We start from the raw sequence: 26591 nt of genomic DNA on the forward strand, positions 1-26591 counted from the left end.
TTTCGAGTAAGCGAGATCACTCCTGGCCTGTCCTGGAGCTTTCGGGGTTCGCAAGAACGCCGTTCAGTGCTTCAGACGTTTAAACCGGTCGCATTTTCTGCTTCCATGCAAATCCGCATCGAGGCAGCCTGATCCAGGGGGGGGAAATGATCGAAGCAAATTCCGGGCGGTCGGCCCGGCGTTCCTCAAGGCCGCTTGCGGCCGTCCTGCTTCTGACCGCCGGCGCCCTGCTACAGGGCTGTGGCCTGTCCGATGCGCCGGTCCTCTTTCCGAAGGGGCCAATCGCATTGGCGGAACGGAATCTTCTGTTCACCGCCTTCGCCATAATGATGATTGTCGCGATTCCCGCGATCGTTCTGACGCTTTTCTTCGCCTGGCGGTACAGAAAGAGAAAGAACGGGGCGGTCTATACGCCGGAATGGGACGGGTCCTGGATCATCGAAGCGGTTGTCTGGCTGGTGCCGGGCGCCATCGTCGTCGTGCTCGGAACGCTGGTCTGGACGCGAACCCATGAATTCGATCCCTACAAGCCTATCGTCTCCGACAAGCCTGCCTTCAGGGTGCAGGCAGTGGCGCTCGACTGGAAGTGGCTGTTCGTCTATCCGGAGCTGGGTGTTGCCAGTGTCAACGAACTTGCCTTTCCCGCCGACCGGCCGCTTTCCATCGAAATCACTTCCGATACGGTGATGAATTCGCTGATGATTCCGGCGCTCGGCGGGCAGATCTATGCCATGGCGGGCATGCGTTCGGAGCTCAATCTCATGGCCGACGGGCCGGGTGTCTTCATGGGACGCAACACGATGTATTCAGGCGACGGTTTTTCAGATCAGCATTTCAAGGCACACGCCTTGAACGAAGACGATTTTACCGCGTGGAAGGAAAAGGTCACCGCATCGCCCGACGTGCTTGACGCCAAGGCTTATCTGGAGCTTCACAAGCAGAGCGTCGCCAATCCGGTGAGCTATTATTCGTCTACCGAAGCCAAGCTGTTCGAAATCATCCTGCGCAAATACGCACCGATTATGGGCCCGTACGAAAGTGAAGCGGCCGAACTGATCTGCCGGGGGGCTGCCTGATGCTTGGACGTCTGACTATCGAAGCGCTGCCGTTTTATTCCTGGGTCGCCATGGGCGGAGCAGGCGTCACCGTATTGGGTGGCGTCGCGGTGTTCCTGCTCATAACCTATCTGCGTGCCTGGAAGGTGCTGTGGACGGACTGGCTGACCAGTGTCGATCACAAAAAGATCGGCATCATGTATGTGGTCCTGTCGCTGGTGATGCTGGTGCGCGGTTTTGTCGATGCGTTGATGATGCGCGCCCAGCAGGCGGTCGCCCTCAACAATGAGGGCTATCTGCCGCCGGAGCATTTCGAGCAGATCTTCTCCTCGCACGGCACGATCATGATTTTCTTCGTGGCCATGCCGTTCCTGACGGGCCTCATCAACATTGTCGTGCCGCAACAGATCGGTGCGCGGGACGTGGCCTTTCCGTTTCTCAACTCCGTCAGTCTGTGGCTGACGGCGGCGGGGGCCGGGCTGGTGCTGGTCTCGCTCGTCATCGGCAAGTTCTCGCAGGCCGGCTGGACGGGCTATCCGCCCTATTCGGGGATCGAATACAGCCCCGGCGTCGGTGTCGATTACTGGCTCTGGGCCCTGATCGTCAGCGGCTTCGGCAGCACGCTCGCGGGTATCAATTTCATCGTCACCATCATCAAGAATCGCTGTCCCGGCATGAAGTTCATGCGCATGCCGCTGTTCACATGGACGGCGTTGTGCGTTTCGATCCTGATCGCATTCGCCTTTCCCGGCCTTACGGTGGTCGCCGCCCAGCTCACACTAGACCGTACTCTCGGCTTCCACTTCTTCACGAATGGCGACGGCGGCAACATGATGCTCTTCGCCAACCTTTTATGGATCTGGGGCCATCCGGAGGTCTACATCCTGATCCTGCCGGCCTTCGGCATCTTTTCCGAAGTGGTGGCGACCTTCTCGCGCAAGCGGTTGTTCGGCTACGCGTCGCTGGTCTATGCGACCGCCTGTATCGCGCTGCTGTCGTTCACCGTCTGGCTGCACCACTTCTTCACCATGGGATCGTCGTCCAATGTGAACGCGGTCTTCGGCATCGCCACGATGATCATCGCGGTGCCGACAGGGGTAAAGATCTTCGACTGGCTGTTCACGCTGTACCGGGGCCGCATCGAGTTTCATCCCGCCATGGTGTTCACCATCGGCTTTATGGTGACCTTCGTGATCGGCGGCGTGACCGGGGTGCTGCTGGCGTTGCCGCCTGCCGATTACCTGATGCACAATTCGACGTTCCTGGTGGCGCATTTCCACAACATGCTCATTCCCGGCGCCCTGTTCGGCTATTTCGCCGGGATGAACTACTGGTTCCCCAAGGCGTTCGGTTTCAAGCTGGATGTCAAATGGGGCATGCGCTCCTTCTGGTTCTGGTTCATCGGCTTCTATCTTGCCTTCATGCCGCTCTATGTGCTCGGCTTCATGGGCATGAGCCGACGCATGGAGCATTACGCCGACCCGACCTGGCAGCCTTACCTGATCGTCGCCGCGCTCGGCGCGATCTGTGTCCTGTGCGGCATCGTCTGCATCGCCGTGCAGCTCTATGTCTCGGCGAAGAACTGGGGATCGGCGCGCGACATCACCGGGGATCCGTGGAACGGCCGCACGCTGGAATGGGCGACCTCGTCGCCTCCGGCTCCCTACAACTTCGCGGTCCTGCCGCAGGTCGAGGACATCGATGCCTTTCACGACATGAAGATCCGCGGCGTCGCCTATCAGGTGCCGGACCGCTATGAGGACATCGTCATGCCGAAGAGTTCGGGACTTGGGCCGATCCTCGGAGGGCTTGCCTTCGTGCTCGGTTTCGCCATGGTTTGGTACATCTGGTGGCTTGCCGCCCTGTGCCTGGTGCTGAGTCTCGTCTGTGTCGGCATTCGCGCCTTCGACGACGATAGCGATTACATCTTCCCGGCTGCCGAGGTCGAACGGATGGAAAAGGCCCGGCTGGAACAGATCACGCCGGCTGATCTGCATGACATGCGTGATTTTCTGCCGGTCGGCCCGGCTTCGGGCGAAATTCTGCCGGGGAGAGTTTGATGTCGGAGACTGCTGTGACGGGGACGGCAAGCGACCTCCTCGAAGAGGAAGAAAAAAAATCGCTGGAATCGCGGGAATTCGGCTTCTGGGTCTATCTGATGACCGATGCCATCATCTTCGCGCTCCTGTTTGCCACTTATGTGGTGCTGTCGAAAAACTCCGCTGCCGGCCCGACATCGAAGGACGTCTTCGATCTGCGTCACACGGCAGGGGAAACCGCGCTTCTGCTGATCTCCAGCCTGACTTTCGGCATGGCGACCATTGCCATGGCGAAGGGGCTCAGCGGTCGCGTCATCATGTGGCTCGTGGTGACCGCTCTTCTCGGGGTCGGCTTCCTGGCGATGGAGATGATGGAGTTCCACGGCATGATCGCCAAAGGGGCGGGGCCTGATGTCAGCGGCTTCCTGAGCGCTTTCTTCACGCTGGTCGGCACCCACGGCCTGCATGTCACCTTCGGGACGATCGGCATCCTGGTGATGATTGTTCAGATACCGTTGAAGGGCCTGACGCCGCCTGTGCGCTCGCGGCTTTTGCGGCTCGGCCTCTTCTGGCATTTTCTCGACATCGTCTGGATCGGGATCTTCTCGGTCGTTTATCTGCCCGGCGTCATGTAGGAGCCAAGACAATGAACCACTCCGCCGAACGCAGCGTCTCGACCTATCTTACCGGTTTTGTCCTGGCGATCATTCTGACGGCCATTCCTTTCGGGATCGTCTGGGGAGGTCTCCTGACGGGCACGGCCGTCTACGCGATCATTGCGGTTGCCGCCATCCTGCAGGTGCTGGTGCATCTGGTTTTCTTCCTGCATCTGGACTTGAAATCGACGCCTGCGGAAAACCTGTTTTTCCTCGGCTTTGCAGCCGTCCTGATCGTCATCATGGTCGGCGGAAGCCTGTGGATCATGATCGACCTGCATCACCGGATGATGTGAGGGCCGCCCGAGGCCTGTTTCATTTCGCACGTGGAAAGGGAAACAGGATGCAGATGAAACGTATACCGATTGCAGTCCTCGCGATGGTCCTGGCGTTCGGAGTGCCGGCGACGGCCCTTGCCGATTGCGCCTCCGATATCGACAAGGTCGAGAACGCCATAGACAATACTGAGCGGTCCGGGATCGACGTGACTGTCGCGGAGAAGATGCGCGTCCTGCTGGACGAGGCGACGAAAGAACACCGCGCCGGAAACGAAGCCAAATGCCAGGACCTGATCAATCAGGCGAAATACATGGGCAACGTGGAATAGGGGCCTGAAACCCGTGTCGGCGACCTGTCTCGCGCCACGGAATTCGAAATCCCTCGTTCCGCCTTTTCTGCCGTGCGGTGAACTTTGCCGGACGCGCAGTGACGTCTCCCCTGAGGGAGCGCTGGAGTCCTTTCGCGCGATTGCCGTCCACGGAAGGGACGGCCCCGGTGCATGATGTTCCTGCGATTTCTAAAGTGCCGTTGGAAATCAATCACCAGATGTCCTTCAGGGACTGTTCCAGAAAATCAACGAAAGCCCTGACCTTTGCCGGAATAAACCGCCGCGAAGGATAAACGGCATGCACATCCAGGGACGCATATTCAAAGTCTTTCATCACCCGCACCAAAGTGCCCTCGCGCAGCTCTGCGCGGATTTGAGGCAACTGCGCGCCCCCGAGACCGACACCTGCCTTCAGGGCTCTGGTCAGCGCAAAGGCATTGTTCGCCAGGAAGACCGGCTTTACCGGCACCAAAACCGGCCCGGAGGGCCCGATCAGCGGCATCAAGCTGCCATCGGCGGCACCGCTGAACTGAACCTGCCTGTGAAGCGAAAGTACTTCGGGAGTTTCTGGGCTCCCGTTTGCGGTTATGTAGTCCGGGGCGGCAACCAGAATGCGCCGCAAAGTCCCCAGACGGCGCGCGATCAGGCTCAATGACGAGAGATTGCCGAACCGGATCGCAACATCGACGGACTGGGCTGTGAGATCGACGAACGTGTCATCAAGAATGAGTTCAATGACCACATCGGGATGTCGTTGCTGGAAGGCAATTGCGATGTCGGCGATATAACTTTGGCCGAAACCTACCGGAGCGTGGACGCGCAAATGACCGGTCAGGGTGGTTGTAAGTCCCGCGGCCGATTCTGCCGCTTCATGCACGGCGTCAATGATTGACTGGGCTTTTTGATAATAGTCCAAACCGGCTTCTGTAAGCGTCAGCTGGCGCGTTGTTCTGTTGAGCAGGCGGAGATTCAGATGCCGCTCCAACGCAGACACTTGTTGACTGACCGCAGGCTGAGAGATCCCCAGATCGCGCCCCGCGGCCGACAGGCTGCCCGCCTCGGCGACCCGCACAAACGTCGCCATTGCCTTGAACAGATCCATGCCGATCCTCTAAATTTTTCTTATGAATGATATCAGACCAATCCAACTTCTGCTCGTTTTAAATATGAATGATCCTGAAGTCATCGAGTTTGAACTTCTAGGATCTGACTATGACAAGACGTAAAAAAGTGGCCCTGGTGGTTGGCGCGAACGGCGTCATCGGCGGCAACCTCATCGACCATCTGTTGACACTCGACGATTGGGATATTGTCGGGCTTTCGCGGCGAGGGGGCGTGTCGACCGATCGCGTCACCTACATCCCGGTCGATCTCCTGGATCGGCAAGACGCTGAGTCAAAACTGTCCTCGCTTGCCGAGGTGACGCATATTTTCTACGCGGCCTATCAGGACCGGCCGTCGTGGTCTGAACTTGTTGGTCCCAATCTCGGAATGCTGACAAACGTTGTCGATGTCATCGAGACCGTCGCGCCCGGGCTGGAGCATATAAGTCTCATGCAGGGGTACAAGGTGTATGGCGCGCATCTGGGACCGTTCAAAACACCTGCGCGTGAAAGCGACGCGAACCATATGCCTCCCGAATTCAACATAGACCAGCAGGAGTTTCTGGAGCTCAGGCAAGTTGGCAAGCGTTGGTCCTGGTCGGCTCTGCGTCCTTCCGTGGTCATCGGTTTCGGTCTTGGCAATCCGATGAACCTGGCAATTGCCATTGCGGTCTATGCGACAATGTCGAAAAGGCTCAATCTGCCGCTTCGTTTTCCGGGCAAGCCTGGCGCCTACGACAGCCTGATCGAGATGACCGACGCCGGCTTGCTGGCGCGGGCAACCATTTGGGCGGCCACGAACGAATCCTGTGCCAATCAAGTCTACAACATTACCAATGGCGACCTGTTTCGCTGGTCGGAAATGTGGCCAAGGATAGCGGAGTTTTTCGATCTGGAGGTGGCGCCACCGCTGCCAATGTCCCTTGCTTCAGTCATGGATGACAAGGAAGGCCTGTGGAACGGGATTGTCGCGGATCACAGCCTCGCCGAACATACCTATCAGGAGGTGTCGTCCTGGGGGTTCGCAGATGCGGTATTCAGCTGGAACTATGATTTCTTCGCCGATGGATCCAAGGCAAGACGCCATGGTTTTCATGAATATGTCGATACGGAAGCAATGTTCATGGCGGTTTTCCAGGAACTTCGCTCGCGCAAGATCATCCCATAAGCATTTGTAGCTGGAACCTGCAGCTGGTTGCTTGCCGGGCCATTCGGGAAGCCTGAATGCGGTGCGCGCGTATTCGTGCGCGGATACTTGCGCACTGTGTTCAGGGGCAACTTTCTGCGATGCACGTTCCGGCAAACGAGACGCAGGCGATGCCACGCGTCTGACTGTAACTGCCTATGCCTGTTGCGATTGCCGATAAAAAACAGTTGCCGGTTTAAAAAAATTTTTAATTTGACCCCTGCCACCGGCTCGAGCTCAAATTTGGACAAACAAACGCGGCCAACGCGTGTTTTTTCCAACCTTCAGAGGGGCTCTAAATGTTCTCAAAAATCGCCACAGCTGCGGCCATCGCGCTGACCCTGTCCGCTACATCCGCACTTTCAGAAACCTGGCGCATGGCCACGAAGATGCCGGTCGACAGCCCGGAAGGACAGGTCTTTCAGAAATTCGCGGATTTGACCGAGGAGTATACCGGCGGTGAGCTGACCATTCAGGTCTTCCCCAACGAGCAGCTCGGCAAGGAAGATGCCGTTCTGGAACAGCTTCAGGCCGGTATCGTGAACATCTATGCCGAAGGCTTCGGCTACATGAAGAAGTGGGCACCGGAACTCGTCTGGGCTTCGCCGGCCTTCACGTTCGACGATTACGACCACTGGGTTCGCTTCATGGACAGCGATCTGGTGAAGGACTGGTTCGAAAAGGCGGCGGCCGAGTCCGGTGTTGCACCGCTTGGAAATCCGACGGCGGTGCTGAGGGGGCCGTTTCGTGTCATCGTCTCCAACAAGCCCATCAACGGACTTGAGGATGTGGCAGGCCTGAAACTGCGCATGCATCCGAACAAGCTGGCAATCGCAACCTGGAGCCATCTTGGCGGTGAAGTGATCACACTGCCCTGGACCGAGGTCTACCAGTCGATCAACAAGGATATCGTGCAAGCGGTGAACAGCCCGATCGCACTGGTCGAATCCATGCGTTTCAACGAGGTTGCACCCTATATCAGCCGCCATGACGAGTACTGGCAGTCGATTGGCTTCATGATGAACGTCGACGCCTACGAAGCCCTGTCGGAAGAAACAAGGGCCGGGCTCTTGAAGGCCTATAACGAGGCGGGAGAGCTGTCGCGCGAGATCATGATGTCCGTCGCTGATGAAAGCATCACACGGATGACGGATGCCGGAGCCACCTATACGGAGCTGGATACCGGTCCTTTCGTCGCCAGGATGCAGGAATTCTATCAGCAGATGAACGAGGACGGCGAGCTGCCGGAAGGCTTTATCGAGACGGTTGAAGCGACACGCAGCGAATAAGGCCCGCTGGTGTATCCGCTCGACAACCATGAACCGGGAGGGGCGCTGCAAGGCGCTCTTCTCCGGCTAGACCTGATGCTGTGGCGCCTTGGCGGCGTGTTCATCTGGATCTGCAATATCTGCATGCTGGGGATGCTGACGCTTACCGGTGTCACGATCCTGGCCCGTCCCTTCGGCTGGTCAGCCTACTGGATGTGGCCCTGGACAATGGTGTTCTTCGTCTGGCTTTCCTTCTTCGGCTTCTTCGCCATCTATGTGCGGCTGAGAGATATCCGGGTGGATTTTTTCGCGCAGAGGATGGGTCCGTTCGGCATGGCCGCCACGCGCCTGATCTCCGATCTTTCGGCGCTTGCCATCTGCGGCACGCTGCTGGGTCTGATGCCCACGGTGATCGCGACCTCGCGCGGCTATGTGGACGGCGCTATTTTTCCCGATGGCGGCGAATTGGCCCGGCAGATGCTCTCCGTTCCGCTTTTCATCTCTACCTTCCTGATCTGTCTCGTCGCGCTTGTGGACCTAGCCAAGATGGCTGCTGGTCTGCCGGAGAACGTCAACAGCCACCATCCGGAGGCCTGAAACTTTGGCCTATATCCTGTTCGGAAGTTTCATCCTTCTGATCCTTTTGCGCGTGCCGGTCGCCATTTCCATCGGAACGGCAGCACTGATCACCTTTCTGACCTCCGATTTCTCGACAGCTCTGCAGGTCATTCCCCAGCAGATGCTGGAAGGCGTGAACAAGGCTTCGCTCACGGCGGTGCCTTTCTTTATTCTGGCCGGCAATCTGATGAACGCCTGCGGTGTCACGGAGCGTATCTTCGCCTTTGCCAACGCGCTTGTTGGACATCTGCGTGCCGGTCTGGCGCAGGTGAACATCCTGAGTTCCATGATTTTCGCCGGAATTTCCGGCGCGGCGGTTGCCGATTGTGCGGGACTTGGGGCGATCGAAATCAAGGCCATGCGCGAAAGAGGATACCGTGCCGATTTCGCTGCGGCGATCACAGTAGCGTCTTCCGTCATCGGACCGCTGATCCCGCCGTCTATCGGCCTGGTGCTCTATGCCTTCCTGGCGCAGCAAAGCATCGAGCGGATGTTCCTCGCGGGGCTGGTGCCCGGCATCGTCGTGGGCGCTGCCCTGATGATCTATGTGCGAATCCGGGCTCAGTTTACCGACTTTCCGACACAGCCGCGCGCGACGATGCGTGAGGTGACAGGCTCGGCACGTCACGGGTTCCTGGCGCTGATTGCCCCTGCGATCATTCTCGGGTCCATCATGTTCGGTTTCGTCACCGCCACCGAGGCCGGTGTCCTTGCCTGTCTTTACTGCGCAGGCCTCGGGCTCTGGTACGGGGAGCTTACCTGGAAGAAATTCGCCGCTGCGCTCAGCGACAGCGCGACGATGACCGCCGTGATCATGATCATCATCGCCTTTTCCATCGCGATGGGCTGGCTTCTGACCATCGACAGGGCACCGCAGAAGATTGCGGAACACCTGTTTGCCATGACAGAGAGCAAGTCGGTCTTCCTGGCGCTTCTGCTGGTCTTCATCATTCTGGTGGGCTGCGTCGTGGAAGGCGTTCCTGCCAAGCTGATCCTGGTGCCGACCCTGTTGCCGGTGATCGATGCCTATGGCATCGACCGCGTCCATTTCGGCATCATCATCCAGCTCGGCCTTTTGATCGGCATCGCCACGCCGCCCATGGGGATCGGCCTCTACATCGTGTCGGAGGTCGGCCGTGTCCGCTTCGAGGCGGTGGCGCTGGCGGTGCTGCCCTTCCTGATTCCTCTCATAAGCGTTCTGGTTCTGCTGACTTACGTTCCGGAACTGGTCACCTTCCTGCCCGATCTGATGCTGGGGCCCAATTCCTACTGAAAGACATGACATGTCGACGATGACCTACAAGATCAACCCGATGCCCGCTCCGATTGCCACGGAGAAGCTGGACAGGCTTGCGAAGCTGGAAACGGCAACAATCGGCCATTTCTACCATTTCGGGTTCGCAGATCCGGGCATTTCACCGGTCCTGCGAGGCAAGACTGTGGCGGCGACGGTTGCCACGCTGGCCATACCGGGCCTGGATTCCACACTGCTTCATCATTGCCTGAGCCAGGTCGGACCCGGCTATTTTCTGGCGGTCGACCGGCTGGGCGATAGAAAATACGCGTGCTGGGGCGGCGGCGTCACCCGCATGGCCGCGATGATGAAACTGGATGGCGGCTGCGTCGATGGTCCGCACACGGATACGCTCGAGATCGAAGAACAGGAATTCCCCATGTGGTCGCGCGGCGCTTCGCCGGTGACCACCCGCCTTTACAATTCCGGCGGCGGATTCAACGTGCCGGTCTCCATCGGCGGCGCTGCGGTTCTGCCGGGCTATGCGGTGCTGGCGGACGACTGTGGCGTGCTCTTCATCGCTCCGGAAGATCTGGACGAAGTTCTTGCTCTCGGCGAGGAAAAGACTGCCAAGGGTGCCGTGAACGAACAGAAAGTCACCGAAGGAACCCATCTCGGCGCGCTTTCCGGGGCAACCGCAATGGTGGCTGCCAAGCTGGAAGGCTGATCAGGGGCCGTGTGCAGGTATCAGATTAATACAAGGATAGAGTTTTGAAAGCCGTGATCTATACGCCATCCGAGCCAATCGTTGCCAGCTGGGTTGAGCGCATGCGGAAACTTTTGCCCGACTGGAGCATCAATCCATTGACGGAGGAAGACGATCCGGAGTCGGTGCGTTATGCCGTTGTCTGGCGTCCGCGCACGGGCGATATCGCCCGCTTCCCGAACCTGAAGGCAGTCGTCTCTATCGGCGCGGGAATTGATCATGTTCTGGCCGATGCGGAATTGCCCCGGAAGCTGCCGATCATTCGGACCGTCGGCGCCGATCTGACCCAGTTCATGCGCGAATATGTAGCGTTGCACGTGCTGCGGCACCATCGCAACCGCCCCTACCAGGCGGCCGCTCAGGCGCGAGCCGAGTGGGATGCGGTCGAAGTGCCGCCGGCGCCGCAACGCCGTGTCGGGGTGATGGGGCTGGGAAACCTCGGCAGTTTTGCCGCGCAGACTCTCGCCGGCTTGGGGTTCCGGACTGTCGGTTGGGCGCGACGCCCGCGCGATATCGAGGGGGTGACCTGCTATTCGGGAAGTGAAAATTTCGACGCTTTTCTGGAAGGTACGGAAATTCTGGTCAATCTGCTGCCGCTTACGGATGAAACGAAAAATGTACTGAACGCCGAGACCTTCGGGAAGCTTCCGAAAGGCGCCTGCATCATCAATGCGGCCCGTGGCCCGCATCTGGTCGAGGAAGATCTGCTGGCTGCACTGGACAGCGGTCAGATCGCCCAGGCGACGCTGGACGTTTTCAACGTCGAACCGTTGCCACCCGAGCATCCGTTCTGGAAACACCCGGCGATCACCGTTACGCCGCACATCGCGTCCCGGATAGATGCGGGAACGGGGAGCCGGATCATCGCGGCGAATCTGGATACGTTCGAAAAAACGGGAACGGTCGAGGATCTTGCCGATGCAGTGCGCGGTTACTGAGCATATCCGTTGGTATTTTGCCTATCGTGAAGGCAATGCCCTCCTTTCCTGCCAGCAGGGAAGGGGCGTGGCCTTTTCATTCGTGGTGGCCTAACCTAGATTGCGTGAAAAATGCGACCGGTGGCCATGAACTTCAAACAGATGGAAGCTTTTTACTGGTTATGCCAGCTTCACAGTTATCGCCGTGTCGCAGAACGTTTGTCCCTTACACAACCGGCGGTTTCGGCCCGTATCAACGCACTTGAAGAGGATCTGAACGTCCAGCTCATCGAACGGGACTCGCAGCATTTTCGGCTGACCGAGCATGGCCAGCAGGTGGCGGAATACGCGGAGATGTTCGCCAATCTGCATGAAGCCATGAGCTCACGTCTGGATGAGCGGCGTCAGCGTCACCTGGCCGTCGGAATGGTCAGCATGGTCACGACGTCATGGGGCATCCTGATGAGGGACATGGTGGCACGGGCAGCTCCCAACGTGCTGCTGGACATTCATTCCGGTTCCAACCGTGACCTCAGGCGTCTGCTGCGCGCCGGCGTCCTGGACCTGGCGTTCCTGACGGACGAAGCAGACCTGTCTCGCGTCCCCAACAGCTTTACCGTGCAGTATGACGTGGGTTGGGTTGGACATCCGGATCTCTTGCGGGACCTGAAGCAGCCGCTTCAAACGAAGACACTGCGCCAGTTGCCGATAATTCTCTATCCGCCCAGTTCTCCGCTGATGCAGGTTCTGTCTCGCATGTTGCACGAGAACCGTGCGCGGCCGAATGTGCGGCATGTGGGAAACTCGCTGGCGACCATCAGCGAAATGGTGCGTCGAGGCTACGGTATTTCGGCGGTTGCGTTGTCCCAGGTGGAAGAGGACATCATTAGCGGCAGGCTCGAACTGATCGAGACAACCGAGACAATCGCGCCGCTCGATATCTGTTGCGTACACCTGAACCGCGCCCGCAAGACCCAGGTTCAGCAGATCTTTGAAATCGCCGAAACGGCAGCGCGGGAGTGGTGTGAAACCCACCCGCGCTTCCTGACCTTCAAGAAAGGGCCTGCGTCCTGAGGGGACGGACCCTAAGCAGCTTCAAATCCCTTGGAAACGTGATCCCGGATCAGTCCCGCACCGATTTCGACAAGGCGGGCGCTGAGCTTCTGGCCTGTTTCCGCGCTCGAAAAGACAGGGTCGCCTCCCCAGATGCCGTGCGGGGCCGCCTCGAGGGCTTCGACCGGAGCCTGGATCTTTGCACCCTTGTAGCTGATTGCGTTGATGCCGCCCACGTTCACGCCGCGCACCATGCCACTGGTGGAGGGTTTTTCACGCAGATCCATCCGCAGGATCTCAGGATAATAGTGCAGACCGATTGATGTCAGCGGATCGCCACCGTGGCCGGAGGACTTCGCCGCGCCTTCCGGACCCAGAATGTCTTTCAGGAGCTCGTAGCTGATCTGCCACAGATACATGGACGGCACGAATACTCCGGTCGTCTGGCGCCAGCGGTGGGTGACCTCGGTTATCGCCGTCACGTTGCCGCCATGGCCGTTGATGAGCATGATCTTCTTGATACCGTGCCGGGTGAGACACTTGAAGATATCGTCCAGAAGCGCCACCAGAGTGGATTGCGACATGGCTATGCCGCCATGGGTGGAGCCGAAATAGTCGGAGCCGCCGAATGGAATGCTGGGCGAGACGAAGGTCGCGATTCCGAATTCGCGTGCGCCGCGGGCAATATCGAGGGCAACACATTCGGCACCGAGATAGTCGCCCATGGGGGCATGAGTGCCCTGATCCTCCAGAGATCCCAGCGGCACGAGGACAACGGCCTCGTCGGTCAGGAACCGGCGTGATTCCTCGCTGGTCAGTTCGGCGATTTTCAGTTTCTTGGTTTCAGACCAATTCATGATCACTGGGCTCCAGTTGGTATGTCATCGCGGATACAGGCCGAAAACCGGGTTTTCCCGAGACGGCGCAGTTTCGGAACCTCGGCGGCGCAGGCATCCATTGCATAGGGGCAACGGGTGCGGAATACGCAGCCTGAGGGGGGATTTGCAGGCGAGGGGATCTCGCCCGTAAGACGGACGCGGCCGGGTTTCGGCTTCAGGCCCGGTTCGGCCGAAACCAGAGCGGCCGTATAAGGGTGGGCCGGTTTGAAATGAACATCATCGGCCGGGCCGATTTCCATCACCCTGCCGAGATAAAGCACCATCACCCTGTCCGAGATGAAGCGCACCACGGACAGATCGTGACTGATGAAGAGAAGCGATATTCCGGTTTTCGCGCGCAGGTCCGCAAGAAGGTTCAGCACTTGCGCCTGAATGGACACATCGAGCGCGGAAACCGCCTCGTCGGCGACGATGAAACGGGGTTCGACGGCAATCGCCCGGGCAATGCCGACGCGTTGGCGCTGACCGCCAGAGAATTCGTGCGGCAACCGTCCGAGAAATTCCGGAGACAGGCCGACCATGTCCATCAATTCCTTCAAACGGGCTTCGCGCCGTTCTCCGGTATGAAGATTGTGCGTGTCGAGCGCTTCCGACAAAACGGCACGGATCGGCTTGCGCGGATCCAGGCTGGCATAAGGGTCCTGAAAAATGATCTGCATGTCCTTGCGGGCAGTGCGCAGTTCCTCCTTGCTGAGGCCGGCAAGGTCCCGGCCGTCGAAACGAACCGTGCCCTTGTCGGCGTCGATCAGCTTCAGGACGGTCTTTCCCAGAGTGGATTTTCCGGATCCGCTCTCGCCGACGAGGCCGAGAACCTCTCCGGGGGCAATGCACAGATCGATGCCCCGGAGCACCGGAACGCGGCTCTTTCGGAAAATCCCTCTTCCGGAGCCCGGATAAGACTTCGTCAGTCCGGTGACTTCAAGCAACGCACGGCTCATCACATGCCTCCTTCAGGAAACTCGAGGCCTCGGGAGCGAATATGCAGCGGACGGCACGCAGCGCGTCCTGGGAAGGGTAAAGGCCGGGATGGGTTGCCGCACAAGCGTCCTTTGCGTCCGGGCACCGGTCGCGAAAAGCGCAGCCTGACGGCCTTGCCTGTGGCAGGGGCGGGGTGCCGCCGATGGCCCCAAGCCTGTCGCCACGGGAAGAGTGCATCTCCTCGTGCAGCGAAGGCATGCTTTCCAGCAACGCCCGTGTATAGGGGTGGTGAGGGTCCGACAGAATGTCGCCTGCCGGACCTTCTTCAACGATCTCGCCGGAGTACATCACCACCACGCGGTCGGCGATATCGGCGACGATCCCGAGGTTGTGACTGATGAAGAGCATGCTGAGGCCGGAATCCTGGTTCGCCCTCAGATCGCGCAGCAGGTCGATGATTTCGGCCTGGATCGTGACGTCGAGTGCGGTGGTCGGCTCATCGGCGATCAGAAGCTTGGGTTCACACAGGAGCGCCATGGCGATCATCACGCGCTGGCGCATGCCGCCCGACAGTTCGTGCGGATAGCTGTCGAAGCGCTGTTCCGCTTCGGGAATGCCGACGCGGTCCAGCGCGGCGACGCAGCGATTACGGGCTTCCTCCGGCGTCACCTTCCTGTGTGCCTGAAGTGCTTCCACCATCTGCACTCCCACCCTGAGAACCGGATTGAGCGAGGTCATCGGTTCCTGGAAGATCATGGCGATGTCATCGCCCCGTACTTTCTCGGCTTCTTTTGCCGCCAGCGAAACGAGATCCACCGCAGCGCCCGATTTGCGCTCAATCGCGATATGGCCTGCCGAAGGACGGATGGAGGAGGGCAGAAGCCCCATCAGGGCGAGCGAGGTCAGCGACTTGCCCGATCCGCTTTCGCCAACCAGGGCGGTGCACTGGTTGCGCCGCAGTTTCAGGGTTATGTCACGCACCAGTTCGGCGGGTGCTTCCCGCTTGCCGCGATTCAGGCTGAGCGTCAGTCCCCGCAGCTCGGCGGCGCTGTCCGTATCAAGTTTCGCCGGAGCCGCAGTCTGCCTGCCGGCGGGAGAAACCGAATCCTTGCCGTCTTCCATGCCCTTGGGGTCCAGCACGTCCCGCAGCCGGTCACAGAACAGATTGATGGCGTAGATCGTCACGCAGAGCGCTGCGCAGGGCACGAAGATGCCGAGAGGATCCTGCTCCATGAAGCCGCGAGCGCCACGGATCATCTGGCCCCAGGAGGGAGCGGGCGGCACAACTCCGAGCCCGAGGAACGACAGGCCGGATTCCACGGTGATGGCCGCAGCCGCGGTCAGCGAGAATTGCACCGATATTGCACCGAGTATGTTGGGCAGGACCGTTGAGACCACGATCCGGCGCGGCTTCGTGCCAAGGGCCCGGGCGGCTTCGACGAAATCCAGTGCGGAAACCCTGAGGGTTTCGGAATAGGCGATGCGCGAGAAGGACGGGAAATAGAGCAGAGCGAGAACGGCGACCATGGTGGATACGCCCGGACCGAAGATAGTCACCACGAGCAGCGCCAGAAGGATCGGCGGAAAGAACAGCACCACGTCGGAAACGCGCATGGCGATGAACTCGAACAGGCCGCGGAAATAGGCTCCCATCAGTCCGATGAACGTGCCGATGGCCATTGCGATGAAGCTCGCCAGGAAGGCGACGGTCAGGGAGACCTGTCCGCCGTATAGCACCCGGGCCAGCCGGTCCCGGCCGAACTCGTCCTGCCCGAAGGGATGCGCCCAGGAGGGACCCGCCAGGCGTTTTGAGACCGCGATCTGCACCGGGTCGGCGGACGTCAGCAGCGGGGCCGCGAACATGGATCCGATCAGCAGCAGAAGCAGCAGACTGGCCACGATCAGGCGGCGGGGAAAAGAGAAACGGGAAAACGGCATCACAGGCGGATCCTGGGATCAAGGACGGAATAGAGCATCTCGACCATGAAGTTGATAAGGATGAACAGAGCCGAAACCACGAGGATGACCGCACGGACGGATGGATAATCCCTCTGCTGAACGGCGGTCACCAGATAGCCCGACAGGCCGGGCCAGTTGTAGATAAACTCGATCAGAACGGTGGACCCGAGCAGGATGCCCATCTGCAATCCGACCACCGTCACGATCGGGCCGAGGGCGTTGCGCACGACGTGGCGGCGTACGACCAGTTTGCGCCGAAGCCCCTTGGCGACCGCCGTTCGCACCCAGTCATGGGTGCGCATTTCCAGAACGCTCGCACGGGTCATGCGAAAGATGATCGAGAAGAGATGCAGGCCGACGGTAATCGCCGGCAGCGTCAGCAGTTTCAGGTGAAGCAGCGGATCGGAGGCAAAGCTCACATAGCCGCCTGCCGGGAGCCAGCGCAGCACCTGGGCGAACAGATAGATGAAGAGCGTGCCCGTCACGAAGCCGGGCACCGAGATGAGGACCGCGTTGGCGGCCGAGACCACCCGGTCGAACGAGCGGCCCGGGCGAAGTCCCGCCCAGGTGCCCGCGGGAATGCCGGTGATCAGACCCAGAAACAACCCGGCCAGGATCAGTTCGATGGTTCTGGGCAGACGCAGGGCAATCGTTTTGCCCACCGGCACGTGATCGATCAGGGATTGTCCGAAATCGAAACGGGCCGCACCTGCCAGAAAGTCCAGATATTGCGTGATCAAGGGCTTGTCGAGCCCCATCTGGCGTCTGAGACTTTCGACAGATTCCTGGCTGGCAACCGCACCGTCCGACGTGAGCAGGAGCTCCGCCGGATCGCCGGGGACGACGAAAAGGACTGCGAAAACGATGGTTCCCACGATCCATAGCATCAACAGGGCTGCCAGCCCCTTGTTCAGGGCAAAACGTATCATGGCTCAGGTCAGGACGGCTCGGAGACGTCGAAGGAGAAAGCCGATGACGTGTTCAGCCAGCCCGGGAATGCCTTGAAGCCCTTGACGGATTTCTGCATTGCATGGGCCTGTGCACGCCAGTTGATAGGGACTTGCGGCACTTCCTCGAAATAGGCCTGGGCCAGGTCCTTGTAGATGGCCCCGCGCTCTTCCTCGTCCATTGTGGCACGGCCCTTTTCAAGCAGTTCATCGATGCGAGCTGACTCGAATCCGAAGGACTTAGTGTAGTTTGCCGGCCCGGAATGGAGGAGGGGCCAGAGAGCGTTCGGGTCGTTGTAAAAGCCTGAAAGACCGTGCACGGCGATATCGTAGTCGCCTTCCTTGCCCTTCTTCACGCGCGTCGCCCAGTCCGGGAGATCCAGCGTCGCGTTGATGCCGATCATCTGCAGATAGGCCTGGACGATGGCGGCCGTGTCCTGGTGCATGCCGTAGGTCGATGTGGACAGCAGGCGGCAGGAGAAGCCGTTGGGATAACCTGCTTCGGCAAGAAGTCGCTTGGCCTTTTCAGGATCGAAGGAATATTCGATCGTGGGATCGGAGACGTCGTAGGGAGATCCTGGAGGGTTTGGAAAACCCGTCAGCTGCGTGCCTCTTCCGGCGAAGACCGCGTCGATGACATCCTGCCGCTGGATGGCATAGCCAACCGCCTGACGCACCTTTGGAACCTTGAAGGGCCCGTCCTTGGCGACATTGAAGAGCACGAGCATGAATGGGCTGACCGTTGCGCCGATGTTGAGGGTCTCGGACTGCTCGACCGCGTCGAACTGCGGCCAGGGCAGGTATTCGATGACATCGACATCGCCGGTTTCCAGCGCGGCATAGCGCAGATTCTGGTCAGCATAGGCAGTAAAGCGGATCTTGTCGCAGATTGGCTCGCCCTTGCTGTAGAAGTCGGCGAATTTGGTGACTTCGACGAAGACGCCGCGCTCTTCCGAGCTCTTGGTAAAGGGGCCGCAGCCGACCGGGTCGTCCGCGGAGCTGCCTTTCCAGACGAGGCCGGCGCAGTAATTGGCGAGCTCCTTGAGGAAGATGGCGGACGGTTGCTTGAGTGAAAACCTGGCCGTCTTGGCGTCGACCGCCTCGACCTTGTCGATGTTGAGGAAGGAGGATTTCAGATAGGCGGATGAATCCTCTGCGATGATGGATTCAAAGGTATGGACCACGTCTTCAGCGGTGACCGGTTCGCCATTGTGGAAGACCGCGTTGTCGCGCAGCTTGAAGACGACCGTGTTCGGATCCGGCCATTCGTAGCTTTCGGCGACTTCCGGAATCAGGTTTGCCTCCGGATCGTAGCCCATAAGGCCACGGTAAAGGCAAAGCTTGACGTTGTTGGAAGACGCGCCGGTGTTGTTCCAGGGCGCCAGGCTGGGAGGAAAGGTCGACAGGCCATAGCGTAACGTCTCGCCGTCGGCAGCCCAGACACGGCCGGGAAGGGCCATGGCAGTCATGCCGGCGCCGATCCCTGTCAGAACAGCACGCCGGTTTGGGTTGAAATTCAATTCGGAACTATCGGGCATTCTTGGTCACCCCGTTTTTGTTGCTGAAAGGTTTTCGTGCCGCTTCAAACGTCGGCTATCTGCTAAATTTCGCGCGATCCGGGCAGTGAATGTCCAATTGAAAAAATTTGTCTGCGCCAAAAAATAATTTTCATCCGCAAAGCCCGGTGGCCTCGACGCCGGTCATAAATTTTCTTTTCCCGCATGAAAAAATTACCTTTTTGGCATCGTGCGGCAGCCGGGCTACGCTCCGGCGAAACTGCATGCCGGACGGAACGCAAATGCCCCTCTCTTTTTCCTTCGAATGCGAAAAGCAACCAGCCTTCGGGCCTGGCGGCATGGTCGTGACCAATCACCCCCTGGGAAGTTCGGCGGGGGCGGAGATGCTGGCGGCCGGCGGAAACGCTGTGGATGCGGCTGTCTCCGCCCTGCTGACATTGACGGTCGTGGAGCCGATGATGGTGGGTATCGCCGGGGGTGGGCTGGCCCATCTTCGCCTTGCCGACGGGACCCATGTGGTGATGGACGGGCTGGCCTGCGCGGCGAAAAGCATGCATCCGGCCATTTACGAGCCGGTTTCGGATGAACCGCCGGATTACATGGAGGCGAAGGACCGCCGCAATACGGTCGGGGCGTCGGCTGTGGCTGTGCCCGGCAATCTGGCTGCCTGGTGCCTGCTCCATGAAAAGCATGGCAAACTGCCCTTCGCCGATCTGGTCGAACCGGCCATTCGCGCGGCATCGCGCGGCTTCTTCGCAACGCATTATCTTGCCGGCGCCGTCAACGAGTTCAGACAGGACCTTGCCGCCGACCCGGCAATCGCGGAAGTTCTTCTGCCTGAAGGGCGCCCGCCGCTCTTCGGCGAGCGCATTTTCATGCATGATTATGCCGAAAGCCTGCGTCTGATCGCCCGTGAAGGCGCGGCGGCACTTCATGGCGGTTCTCTCGGGGCCGCGCTGGTGGAGCGCATGGCAACCGGCGGCCCCGATGCCGGCTGGGTGACGCTTGAGGATCTGAAGGCTTACCGGCCGGTCGAGCGCGGTGTGATCACAGGATCCTATCGGGGCTACGAGATCATGGGACCGCCGCCTCCGGCCTCCTCGGGCGTTCACGTCACGCAGATGCTCAATATTCTCGAAGGGTATGACGTGGCGGGCATGGGGTTCGGCTCCGACGAGAGCCTCGATCTTCTGGCGCGAACCATTGCTCTGGCTTTCGCGGACCGCCGCGCGGCTTCAGGCGACCCCGATTTTGTTGACGTTCCGGTGAACCGGCTGACCTCCAAATCCTATGCAGGGGACTGCCGTGAACGCCTCGGCGTCGCCGTTCCGCCGGCCGCGGGGTATGAAAGCCGGGATACGACCCATGTTACCGTCGCCGACAAGGACGGCAACATCGTTTCTGCCACCCATACGATCAACGGGTTGTTCGGCGCGCGGATCATGGTTCCCGGGACGGGGATCATTCCCAACAACTACATGATGAATTACGACCCGCATCCCGGACAGGCGCTCTCGATTGCCCCGGGCAAGCGCGTTCCCACATCCATGGCGCCGATGATCGTGTGCAAGGACGGCGCACCGCGCTATGCGCTGGGTCTTCCCGGCGGACTGCGGATATTTCCGTCCGCCATGCAGTCGATCGTCAATTTGATCGACCACGGCATGAGCCTGCAGCAAGCTGTCGAGGCTCCGCGTATCTGGACTCAAGGCCAGGAGGTGGAAATCGAACAACCACTGGCGCCGCTGAAAGATGCCTTGAGCGAAAAGGGGCACGAAATAAAGGTCATGCCGCACATCGGCGGCGGCATGAACGCAATCGCCTTCGAGGACGGCGGTCTTCGCGGCGCTGCCTGTTGGCGCGCCGACGGTACCGCGATCGGGATCGGTGGCGGTCTCGCCCGTCCGGGCGTCCGGTTCTGGCCGGATCGCGCACCTGACGACGAGGCAAAGGCGTGAGGCCGGGAGCTTCCGGGAATATGACCAGGCTCGTCGTTCTGGACCCCATACCGGAGGAACGGCTTGACCGGATCCGTGCGTTTTTACCCGAGGGCTGGCAGATTTCGGCGGCAGATTCCCGGGACCCGCAGTCTCAGCTCAGAATTCTGCAGGGTGCTGACTGCGCCATCGTCTCGGACGTGGCGGTGACGGCGGAGATGATGGCGACGCCCGGGCTTCGCGCCATACACAAATGGGGCGTCGGCTATGACGCCATCGACTGTGACGCCGCCCGGATCAACGGGGTCCGGGTCCTGCGCACGACAGGGTCGAACGCCATTGCGGTCGCCGAAACGACGCTCGGGCTGATTCTGGCCCTCAACCGGAATCTGGTGCGCGGCCATAGTGCCGTTGCCGAAGGACGCTGGCCCAAGGCGGCATTGGCGGCCACATCCATGCAACTGACCGGCAAGACCGTCGGCATCGTGGGGCTCGGTTATGTCGGCAAGGCTCTCGCAGGGCTTCTGGCGGGGTTCGGTTGCCGGATACTGTATACGGGACGCGCGCCGCAAGACCCGGAAACCGAAACGGAACTTGGTGTCCGCTACGTTCCCTTGCAGGAACTGCTCGCGGAAGCCGACGTGGTGACGCTGAATTGCGCGCTTACCGAAGAAACGCGCGGAATGATCAACCGCGAGACGCTCGCGCTGATGAAACCCGGTTCACTGCTGGTCAACACGGCCCGAGGCGGTGTCGTGATCGAGGCAGATCTGGCGGATGCTCTGAAAAGCGGTCATCTGCGCGGTGCCGCCAGTGATGTCTTCTCGCGGGAACCTGTCGAAGCAGGCAATCCGCTGATCGGCCTGGCGACGGCGATCAACACGCCGCATACGGCGGCGGTCTCCGCCGACATGTTTGCGCCGACAGTCAAACGCATGGTCGATAACCTGAGCGCCGTTCTGGAGGGGCGGACACCGCCGCCTCTTGACGTGGTTGTGTAACCGCCTACGAGTTTGCCCGGCTCTGGCGTTCCCTGAAGTGCGAATGCGTCTACCTGCATGCTTGAGAGACAGGATGGCAGGCTAAAGCCGGCATCGCGAAATGGATCACGTTGCTACAACCAAAGCGGCCTCATGCGACCCATGGCGGGAAGCTGCCCGCAGTGGTCTATTTCACCCAAATCGAAACCGACGAGCAGACCAAGAGAGTAGCTTAAATCACGCCGGATCCCCTCCAAAGGATGAGGAGTGGCTCAAAGAACGCTTGTATCGAACGCTACAACAGGATCACGCCACGCGCTGGCTATGGACATACAACAATGAGCGGCCCGACATGACCCGCGGCGTAATCGGGAAAGGCGGTGCATTTGCCGTCTTTCCTTTTGAATACGAAGAAGCCAGGCCGGCTTTCGCAGCAGGCTCCTGAAGCTTCTCAGCTTGGGGCGCATCGTTTTGCGCGCGCCGATGAGATCTGGACAGCCCGGCGCAGTGGGCCGTCATAACTAACCTCACCAAACAAGACCCTACTGGATGGGGTGTTCAGCTACGCCTGCCAGTTCGCGCTGAACCTTCGACCGCGCAGTCTTGATGTTGTCGAGTACCTGAGGGCTGGTGTCGCTCGCCTCCTGTTTCTCTGCCAGGAACGTTGTCATGCGCGCATCCAGGTCGCGCAAGCGGGTTGTCGTGCGATGTCGCGGCTGAACCGCCGAAGGCGGAATGAAAAAGAACGGCCAGAACATGAAAGGTACTTGCTCCTCGAAGTTTCAGGAAAGGGGAAGCCGCTTCTGCCGGCGTCAGGAGGCCAGCCTTTGGGGGAGCAGATGCGTCTCGACCCGCTCGATCTCGTCGCGCAGACGCAGCTTGAATTTTTTCAGTGAGCGGATGTGCAGCATGTCAGGGTAGGGGCGCATTTCCTCCTTCCGGATCAGACCGTCGAGAGTGCTGTGCTGACTGCGCAAGGATTTCAAACGGTTGTGCATGGTTGTCTCCTCATTAACATCGGCGTCTTGCCGACACTCCGGATATGGGGGCCATGTGTTGATAGGAGAAATACATTGTTTATATTGTGTGGATAGAAAAAAACTATCAATTGGGATTTCGACATGCGTTTCCGGCCATCTCCACGCCAGTTGGAGTATTTCGTTGCCCTCGCCGGATCGCTGCATTTCGGACAGGCCGCTGCCTCCTGCAACGTCTCGCAACCTACCTTGTCGTCCCAGTTCAAGCTGTTGGAAGATCAGCTCGGATCGGCTTTGCTCGAGCGGGGGAGCGGCGCGATCCGCCTGACTGCGGCGGGCGAACGGCTGCTGCCGCTGGCAAGGCGGGCCCTGGAAGATCTGGACGAAATCGTGACGGCGGCGCAGGCCGGTCAGGCGAATCTCGGCGGACTGATCCGCTTGGGGGTGTCGCCCACATTCGGGCCGTATTTCATGCCGCGACTGCTGCCCGCGCTCAAAAGCGAATATCCGGGGCTTGAGCTCTATATTCGGGAGGACAGGCCCAATTCTCTAGAAGAGGGGCTCGCGGCCGGCATCTTCGACTGCATTCTCACACCCGACATCACGCCGTCTGATCAATGGGCAGCAAAGGTCCTGTGCCGGGAGACCGTTCTTCTAGCCGTGCCAAGGAGCCATCCACTGGCCGGTCTGGAAGTCGTGCCGGTCTCGATGTTGCAGGACGAGAAGCTGCTCGCGCTCGGCCAGGGGTACCGCCTCCATGACGACGTTCAGGCGCTTGCTCGCACAGCAGGTGCGGATTTTCGCCAGGATTACGAAGGCACGAGCCTCGATGCGCTCCGCCAGATGGCCTCCATCGGCATGGGACTGGCCCTGTTTCCGGCTGCCTATATCGCCTCGGAGTTCGGCAAGGAGCCGGATCTTGTCCTGAAACGGGTCGAAGGCATGGCCATGCAGCGCCTGATCTACCTGGTGTGGCGGCGAGGAAGTGCCCGAACGGATCATTTCGAAAAGCTGCTGGACCTGGCGCTGCAGACGGCACGGGGCATGAACGTGGAAGGGGTAAGCGTCGAGCCGGGCTGAACCGGGGCCTGCTCGTTCTGTGGACCTGTCATGTTTTCTTTCCAGCCCCATTCAGGCATTCGATCCTCTCCGGGCGGACGTCAGCTTTCGTCAGTTCAGCGGAGTTGGTCGTTTGCCGTACAGCCTCGATCTGTCTTAATAACCACACACGGTGGCATGCTGAAAATCAGGCCTGGGGGTTCATCGCAGCATCGCGACAATTCAGGTTATCAGAAACCGAATGTGCTGAATAACTGCGTGCCATTCGAAATTGCGCGGCTCTCCAACCGAAGTTGCGCTACAATTTGAAATTTGAGGAAAAATGGTGCCGGCAGCAGGATTCGAACCCGCGACCCCGAGATTACAAATCACGTGCTCTACCAGCTGAGCTATACCGGCGCCGGGGATGGCTTCTAGCAGATTGGGCGGGCTTGTCCATGCCCCAAAACGAAAATTTCTGGTCTGGCCACAAAATTTCAATGTCTTACCGGAATTGCGGGCTCTTTGGGCCGCAGCAGGAAATACGGATGATTTGCCGGTCCTCAGTCTTGTGAGCTGATTGAAAGTGGGTCCTGCGAGGAGCATTGCCGGAAGCGGGGCTGCTCATGGCACGCTCAAACATCGCTTTGCGAGGACTTGCCACCGCCGTCCCGGTCCTAAGCCGGAATGCTATGCCTAGCGTAAGAGCCTTTGGTGCAAGACCCGGGGGACCGGAAGTCTGAGTCTTCCAAAAGTGCTATGGACTGGCGTTTCCGGTCATATGCGACGGACCGCGTGTGATGACGCCGGCTTAAGGCAGCGGCGGCCAGGGACGGGAAGCTTGGGTCGGAGGGCAGTATTCGGAGTAAAGGCTGCGGGTTTGGCGCGTGTCAACAGAACGAGTGGCGCCGTCTTCCCTCGGAACCAGGCCGGTCCGTGCCTAAAGCCCCATCTTCATCCGCGCCACATATAATGACAGCGCGGCGGCGTTGGAGACGTTGAGGGAGCGGATCTCGCCGGGCATGTCGAGGCGGGCGGTGAGGCCGCAGGCCTCGCGCACACCGTGGCGCACGCCTTTTCCTTCAGAGCCGAGCACCAGCACGGTCCGGTCGGTGAAAGGCGTTTCCTCCAGGCTGGCGGTGCCGTCGCTGTCGAGAGCGATGCAGCCGAATCCCTCTTCGGTCATTTCCGCGATGAAACGCGCCATGTTCTTCACGCGCACATGTTTGATCATGTCGAGGGCGCCCGAGGCGGATTTGGCCAGCACTGAGCCTTCTTCCGGGGCATGGCGTTCGGTGGTGACGACCGCGTCGGCGCTCAGCGCGACGGCGGAACGCAGGATGGCGCCGACGTTATGCGGATCGGTGACCTGGTCGAGCGCCAGCACCAGACGGGCGTCCGTCAGGTGTTCCGGGCCATAGGCGGGCAGGGGATCGGCTTCCAGAATCATGCCTTGGTGGACGGCATCCTTGGTCACCATCCGGTCGAGCGCCTTGGGCATCATCGGTTCGACCGGCACGTCTATGGTGATGCCGCGCTCCTCAAGACGCCGCTGGGCGTTTTCCGTGGCGTAGAGTTTCAGCCGCTTGCGGTCGGGATTCGCGAAAGCGGCCTCGACCGTGTGCAGGCCGTAAAGCAGGACCGGGCCGTCCGGCGGCAGGCCGGGACGGCGCGGCGCCGGTTTGCCGCCGCCCTTTTTGTAATGACCCGCTTTGGAACCGCCCGCGCCGTGACCTGGTCGGGAGCGCGGACGCGCTGATTTGCTGTTTTCCGTCATGGCGCAGATCTAGCGGGTAAAAGCGGCAAGGGGAAGAGGCCGCAATGTCCCGAGGGCCGCGGCCGGAGGTTTTCAGGATGACCTTCAACCGGTAAAAAAGAAGCTGGCAGGTTGTCCACAGCCGGAGGTGAAAACGCGTCCGGGCCCCGATAAAACAACGATGGTGGGTGACAGGCAGCCGGGATCGGGGCACAGTTTGAATGCTGGTTGCCGGAGCAATCCCCAGCGCCCGAAGCGGCTGTTTCGGGCGTCTCCCTGATTTTGTTCATTTCTTTGCAAAATCGGCGTTGACAGGGCAGGTCCTCATCTGCATAACACGCGCCACAGGATTGCTCGCCCCATCCGGGCGGGTTCTCAGGTCAAGCCATCCTGATTGCTTCGGCGTGAAGCAGGACGAGATGGAGGAGTGCCCGAGTGGCTAAAGGGGACGGACTGTAAATCCGTTGGCTATGCCTACGTTGGTTCGAATCCAACCTCCTCCACCATCGTACTGATTCCTTGTTGTGCGGGTGTAGCTCAATGGTAGAGCAGCAGCCTTCCAAGCTGACGACGAGGGTTCGATTCCCTTCACCCGCTCCATCATGGGTGTTGATCGGAGTGTCCGGAACGGAAGGTTCTTCCGAACGGAAATCCTGACCGGATCAGCCTGTTTTCATGTGGGCTCACGTGAAGGCGGAAAGCTGATCGACCCTAAAGTTGCGGAGTGTCCAATCGCCTGCGAGCGGACGCTCCGGAAGTTCTACGGGAAGCAATTCGTCGCTCGCGGATCTGTCCAAGGCGCCGGAGCGCGTCCCGCTCGAGCCTTTTATCGACCGACCCGAGTAGTGGACAGAGAGCGACGCCGATGGCGAAAGAAAAATTTGAGCGCACGAAGCCGCACGTTAACATTGGCACGATTGGCCATGTTGACCACGGCAAGACGACGCTGACAGCTGCAATCACGATGACGCTGGCTGAGGCCGGTGGTGCGACAGCAAAAGCTTATGACGAGATCGACGGCGCGCCTGAAGAAAAGGCCCGCGGCATCACGATCTCCACGGCTCACGTCGAGTATGAGACGGAAAACCGTCACTACGCGCACGTTGATTGCCCGGGTCACGCCGATTATGTGAAGAACATGATCACCGGCGCGGCGCAGAT

General features: G+C 59.9%; 25 protein-coding genes, 3 tRNA genes and 1 pseudogene. 19 read left to right on the forward strand and 10 right to left on the reverse strand.

The window, feature by feature from the left end:
• Positions 1–146 precede the first annotated feature (146 nt).
• Genes cyoA through OA90_RS21920 form a run of 5 tightly spaced genes read left to right on the forward strand, consistent with a single transcriptional unit; the run spans position 147 to position 4357 of the window.
• On the forward strand, positions 147–1076 hold the full coding sequence (cyoA, locus tag OA90_RS21900; RefSeq protein ID WP_082837204.1) for a ubiquinol oxidase subunit II: 930 nt from the start codon (positions 147–149) through the stop codon (positions 1074–1076).
• Positions 1076–3115: a cytochrome o ubiquinol oxidase subunit I gene (cyoB, locus tag OA90_RS21905; protein WP_068417532.1), complete on the forward strand. Its 2040-nt coding sequence runs from the start codon at positions 1076–1078 to the stop codon at positions 3113–3115. Before cyoA ends, cyoB begins: the two co-directional genes overlap by 1 nt.
• Complete coding sequence (gene cyoC, locus OA90_RS21910; RefSeq protein WP_068417535.1) at positions 3115–3729, forward strand: cytochrome o ubiquinol oxidase subunit III; 615 nt, start codon at positions 3115–3117, stop codon at positions 3727–3729. Before cyoB ends, cyoC begins: the two co-directional genes overlap by 1 nt.
• Positions 3730–3740: 11 nt before the next feature.
• Positions 3741–4046, forward strand: a complete 306-nt coding sequence (gene cyoD / locus OA90_RS21915; protein ID WP_068417538.1) for a cytochrome o ubiquinol oxidase subunit IV — start codon at positions 3741–3743, stop codon at positions 4044–4046.
• 53 nt (positions 4047–4099) lie between these two features.
• Positions 4100–4357, forward strand: coding sequence for a hypothetical protein (locus OA90_RS21920; RefSeq protein ID WP_156510596.1), 258 nt, complete (start codon positions 4100–4102; stop codon positions 4355–4357).
• A 211-nt stretch (positions 4358–4568) separates the two neighbouring features.
• On the opposite strand, the gene OA90_RS21925 is transcribed toward OA90_RS21920, so the two are convergent.
• A complete protein-coding gene (locus tag OA90_RS21925; RefSeq protein WP_068417542.1) occupies positions 4569–5459 on the reverse strand; it encodes a LysR family transcriptional regulator in 891 nt (296 codons plus the stop codon).
• Between the two features lie 110 nt (positions 5460–5569).
• Between OA90_RS21925 and OA90_RS21930 the strand changes: the two genes are divergently transcribed.
• The 7 genes from OA90_RS21930 (at position 5570) to OA90_RS21960 (ending at position 12523) form a co-directional block, all read left to right on the forward strand.
• Positions 5570–6628 carry an SDR family oxidoreductase gene (locus OA90_RS21930; RefSeq protein ID WP_068417545.1) on the forward strand — a complete coding sequence of 353 codons (1059 nt, stop codon included), beginning with the start codon at positions 5570–5572 and terminating at the stop codon, positions 6626–6628.
• Positions 6629–6945: 317 nt separating this feature from the next.
• Positions 6946–7935: a TRAP transporter substrate-binding protein gene (locus OA90_RS21935; protein WP_068417548.1), complete on the forward strand. Its 990-nt coding sequence runs from the start codon at positions 6946–6948 to the stop codon at positions 7933–7935.
• A gap of 9 nt (positions 7936–7944) precedes the next feature.
• Positions 7945–8511, forward strand: coding sequence for a TRAP transporter small permease subunit (locus OA90_RS21940; RefSeq protein ID WP_068417551.1), 567 nt, complete (start codon positions 7945–7947; stop codon positions 8509–8511).
• Between the two features lie 4 nt (positions 8512–8515).
• A complete protein-coding gene (locus OA90_RS21945; RefSeq protein ID WP_068417553.1) occupies positions 8516–9805 on the forward strand; it encodes a TRAP transporter large permease in 1290 nt (429 codons plus the stop codon).
• 10 nt (positions 9806–9815) lie between these two features.
• The gene (locus tag OA90_RS21950; protein ID WP_199823807.1) at positions 9816–10493 is read left to right on the forward strand and encodes an RraA family protein; all 678 of its coding nucleotides are present in this window, start codon (positions 9816–9818) and stop codon (positions 10491–10493) included.
• A 53-nt stretch (positions 10494–10546) separates the two neighbouring features.
• On the forward strand, positions 10547–11470 hold the full coding sequence (locus tag OA90_RS21955; RefSeq protein WP_244274696.1) for a glyoxylate/hydroxypyruvate reductase A: 924 nt from the start codon (positions 10547–10549) through the stop codon (positions 11468–11470).
• Between the two features lie 141 nt (positions 11471–11611).
• Positions 11612–12523 carry a LysR family transcriptional regulator gene (locus tag OA90_RS21960; RefSeq protein ID WP_244274697.1) on the forward strand — a complete coding sequence of 304 codons (912 nt, stop codon included), beginning with the start codon at positions 11612–11614 and terminating at the stop codon, positions 12521–12523.
• An 11-nt stretch (positions 12524–12534) separates the two neighbouring features.
• Here the strand turns inward: OA90_RS21960 and OA90_RS21965 are convergent, their stop codons facing one another.
• The 5 genes from OA90_RS21965 to OA90_RS21985 are packed head-to-tail and all read right to left on the reverse strand — an operon-like array spanning position 12535 to position 18763.
• Complete coding sequence (locus OA90_RS21965; RefSeq protein WP_068417561.1) at positions 12535–13359, reverse strand: creatininase family protein; 825 nt, start codon at positions 13357–13359, stop codon at positions 12535–12537.
• A 2-nt stretch (positions 13360–13361) separates the two neighbouring features.
• Positions 13362–14339, reverse strand: coding sequence for an oligopeptide/dipeptide ABC transporter ATP-binding protein (locus tag OA90_RS21970; RefSeq protein WP_068417564.1), 978 nt, complete (start codon positions 14337–14339; stop codon positions 13362–13364).
• Positions 14320–16257, reverse strand: a complete 1938-nt coding sequence (locus OA90_RS21975) for a dipeptide/oligopeptide/nickel ABC transporter permease/ATP-binding protein (protein WP_068417565.1) — start codon at positions 16255–16257, stop codon at positions 14320–14322. Before OA90_RS21975 ends, OA90_RS21970 begins: the two co-directional genes overlap by 20 nt.
• Positions 16257–17207 carry an ABC transporter permease gene (locus OA90_RS21980; RefSeq protein ID WP_068417567.1) on the reverse strand — a complete coding sequence of 317 codons (951 nt, stop codon included), beginning with the start codon at positions 17205–17207 and terminating at the stop codon, positions 16257–16259. Before OA90_RS21980 ends, OA90_RS21975 begins: the two co-directional genes overlap by 1 nt.
• Positions 17208–17215: 8 nt before the next feature.
• Positions 17216–18763 carry an ABC transporter substrate-binding protein gene (locus OA90_RS21985; protein WP_068417570.1) on the reverse strand — a complete coding sequence of 516 codons (1548 nt, stop codon included), beginning with the start codon at positions 18761–18763 and terminating at the stop codon, positions 17216–17218.
• Between the two features lie 260 nt (positions 18764–19023).
• Here OA90_RS21985 and ggt point away from each other — a divergent pair, with 260 nt between their 5' ends.
• The 3 genes and pseudogenes from ggt to OA90_RS29615 form a co-directional block, all read left to right on the forward strand.
• Positions 19024–20700: a gamma-glutamyltransferase gene (ggt, locus tag OA90_RS21990; RefSeq protein ID WP_244274694.1), complete on the forward strand. Its 1677-nt coding sequence runs from the start codon at positions 19024–19026 to the stop codon at positions 20698–20700.
• 20 nt (positions 20701–20720) lie between these two features.
• The gene (locus OA90_RS21995; protein ID WP_068417574.1) at positions 20721–21680 is read left to right on the forward strand and encodes a 2-hydroxyacid dehydrogenase; all 960 of its coding nucleotides are present in this window, start codon (positions 20721–20723) and stop codon (positions 21678–21680) included.
• Between the two features lie 17 nt (positions 21681–21697).
• Positions 21698–21895: pseudogene (locus OA90_RS29615) on the forward strand (integrase core domain-containing protein); the annotation flags it as partial.
• 306 nt (positions 21896–22201) lie between these two features.
• On the opposite strand, the gene OA90_RS29810 reads toward OA90_RS29615, so the two are convergent.
• Together OA90_RS29810 and OA90_RS22005 are read right to left on the reverse strand one after the other, a co-directional pair.
• On the reverse strand, positions 22202–22330 hold the full coding sequence (locus OA90_RS29810) for a hypothetical protein (protein ID WP_279625827.1): 129 nt from the start codon (positions 22328–22330) through the stop codon (positions 22202–22204).
• A gap of 141 nt (positions 22331–22471) precedes the next feature.
• A complete protein-coding gene (locus tag OA90_RS22005) occupies positions 22472–22657 on the reverse strand; it encodes a YdcH family protein (protein ID WP_068417577.1) in 186 nt (61 codons plus the stop codon).
• Between the two features lie 123 nt (positions 22658–22780).
• On the opposite strand from OA90_RS22005, the gene OA90_RS22010 reads away from it, so the two are divergent.
• The gene (locus OA90_RS22010) at positions 22781–23716 is read left to right on the forward strand and encodes a hydrogen peroxide-inducible genes activator (protein ID WP_068417580.1); all 936 of its coding nucleotides are present in this window, start codon (positions 22781–22783) and stop codon (positions 23714–23716) included.
• A 302-nt stretch (positions 23717–24018) separates the two neighbouring features.
• Here OA90_RS22010 and OA90_RS22015 read toward each other — a convergent pair.
• Both OA90_RS22015 and OA90_RS22020 read right to left on the reverse strand, forming a co-directional pair.
• Positions 24019–24094, reverse strand: a tRNA-Thr gene (locus OA90_RS22015).
• 520 nt (positions 24095–24614) lie between these two features.
• Positions 24615–25451, reverse strand: coding sequence for an RNA methyltransferase (locus tag OA90_RS22020; protein WP_068417583.1), 837 nt, complete (start codon positions 25449–25451; stop codon positions 24615–24617).
• 400 nt (positions 25452–25851) lie between these two features.
• Between OA90_RS22020 and OA90_RS22025 the strand changes: the two genes are divergently transcribed.
• From OA90_RS22025 to OA90_RS22035, 3 genes are all read left to right on the forward strand, one after another.
• Positions 25852–25936: transfer RNA gene (locus OA90_RS22025), tRNA-Tyr, on the forward strand.
• A gap of 20 nt (positions 25937–25956) precedes the next feature.
• Positions 25957–26030: transfer RNA gene (locus OA90_RS22030), tRNA-Gly, on the forward strand.
• Between the two features lie 265 nt (positions 26031–26295).
• Positions 26296–26591 (forward strand): GTP-binding protein (locus OA90_RS22035; RefSeq protein WP_244274695.1); only part of this gene is annotated, 296 nt, incomplete at its 3' end.

Source organism: Labrenzia sp. OB1 (genome assembly GCF_001624695.1).
In the GTDB taxonomy this organism is placed as follows: Bacteria; Pseudomonadota; Alphaproteobacteria; order Rhizobiales; family Stappiaceae; genus Roseibium.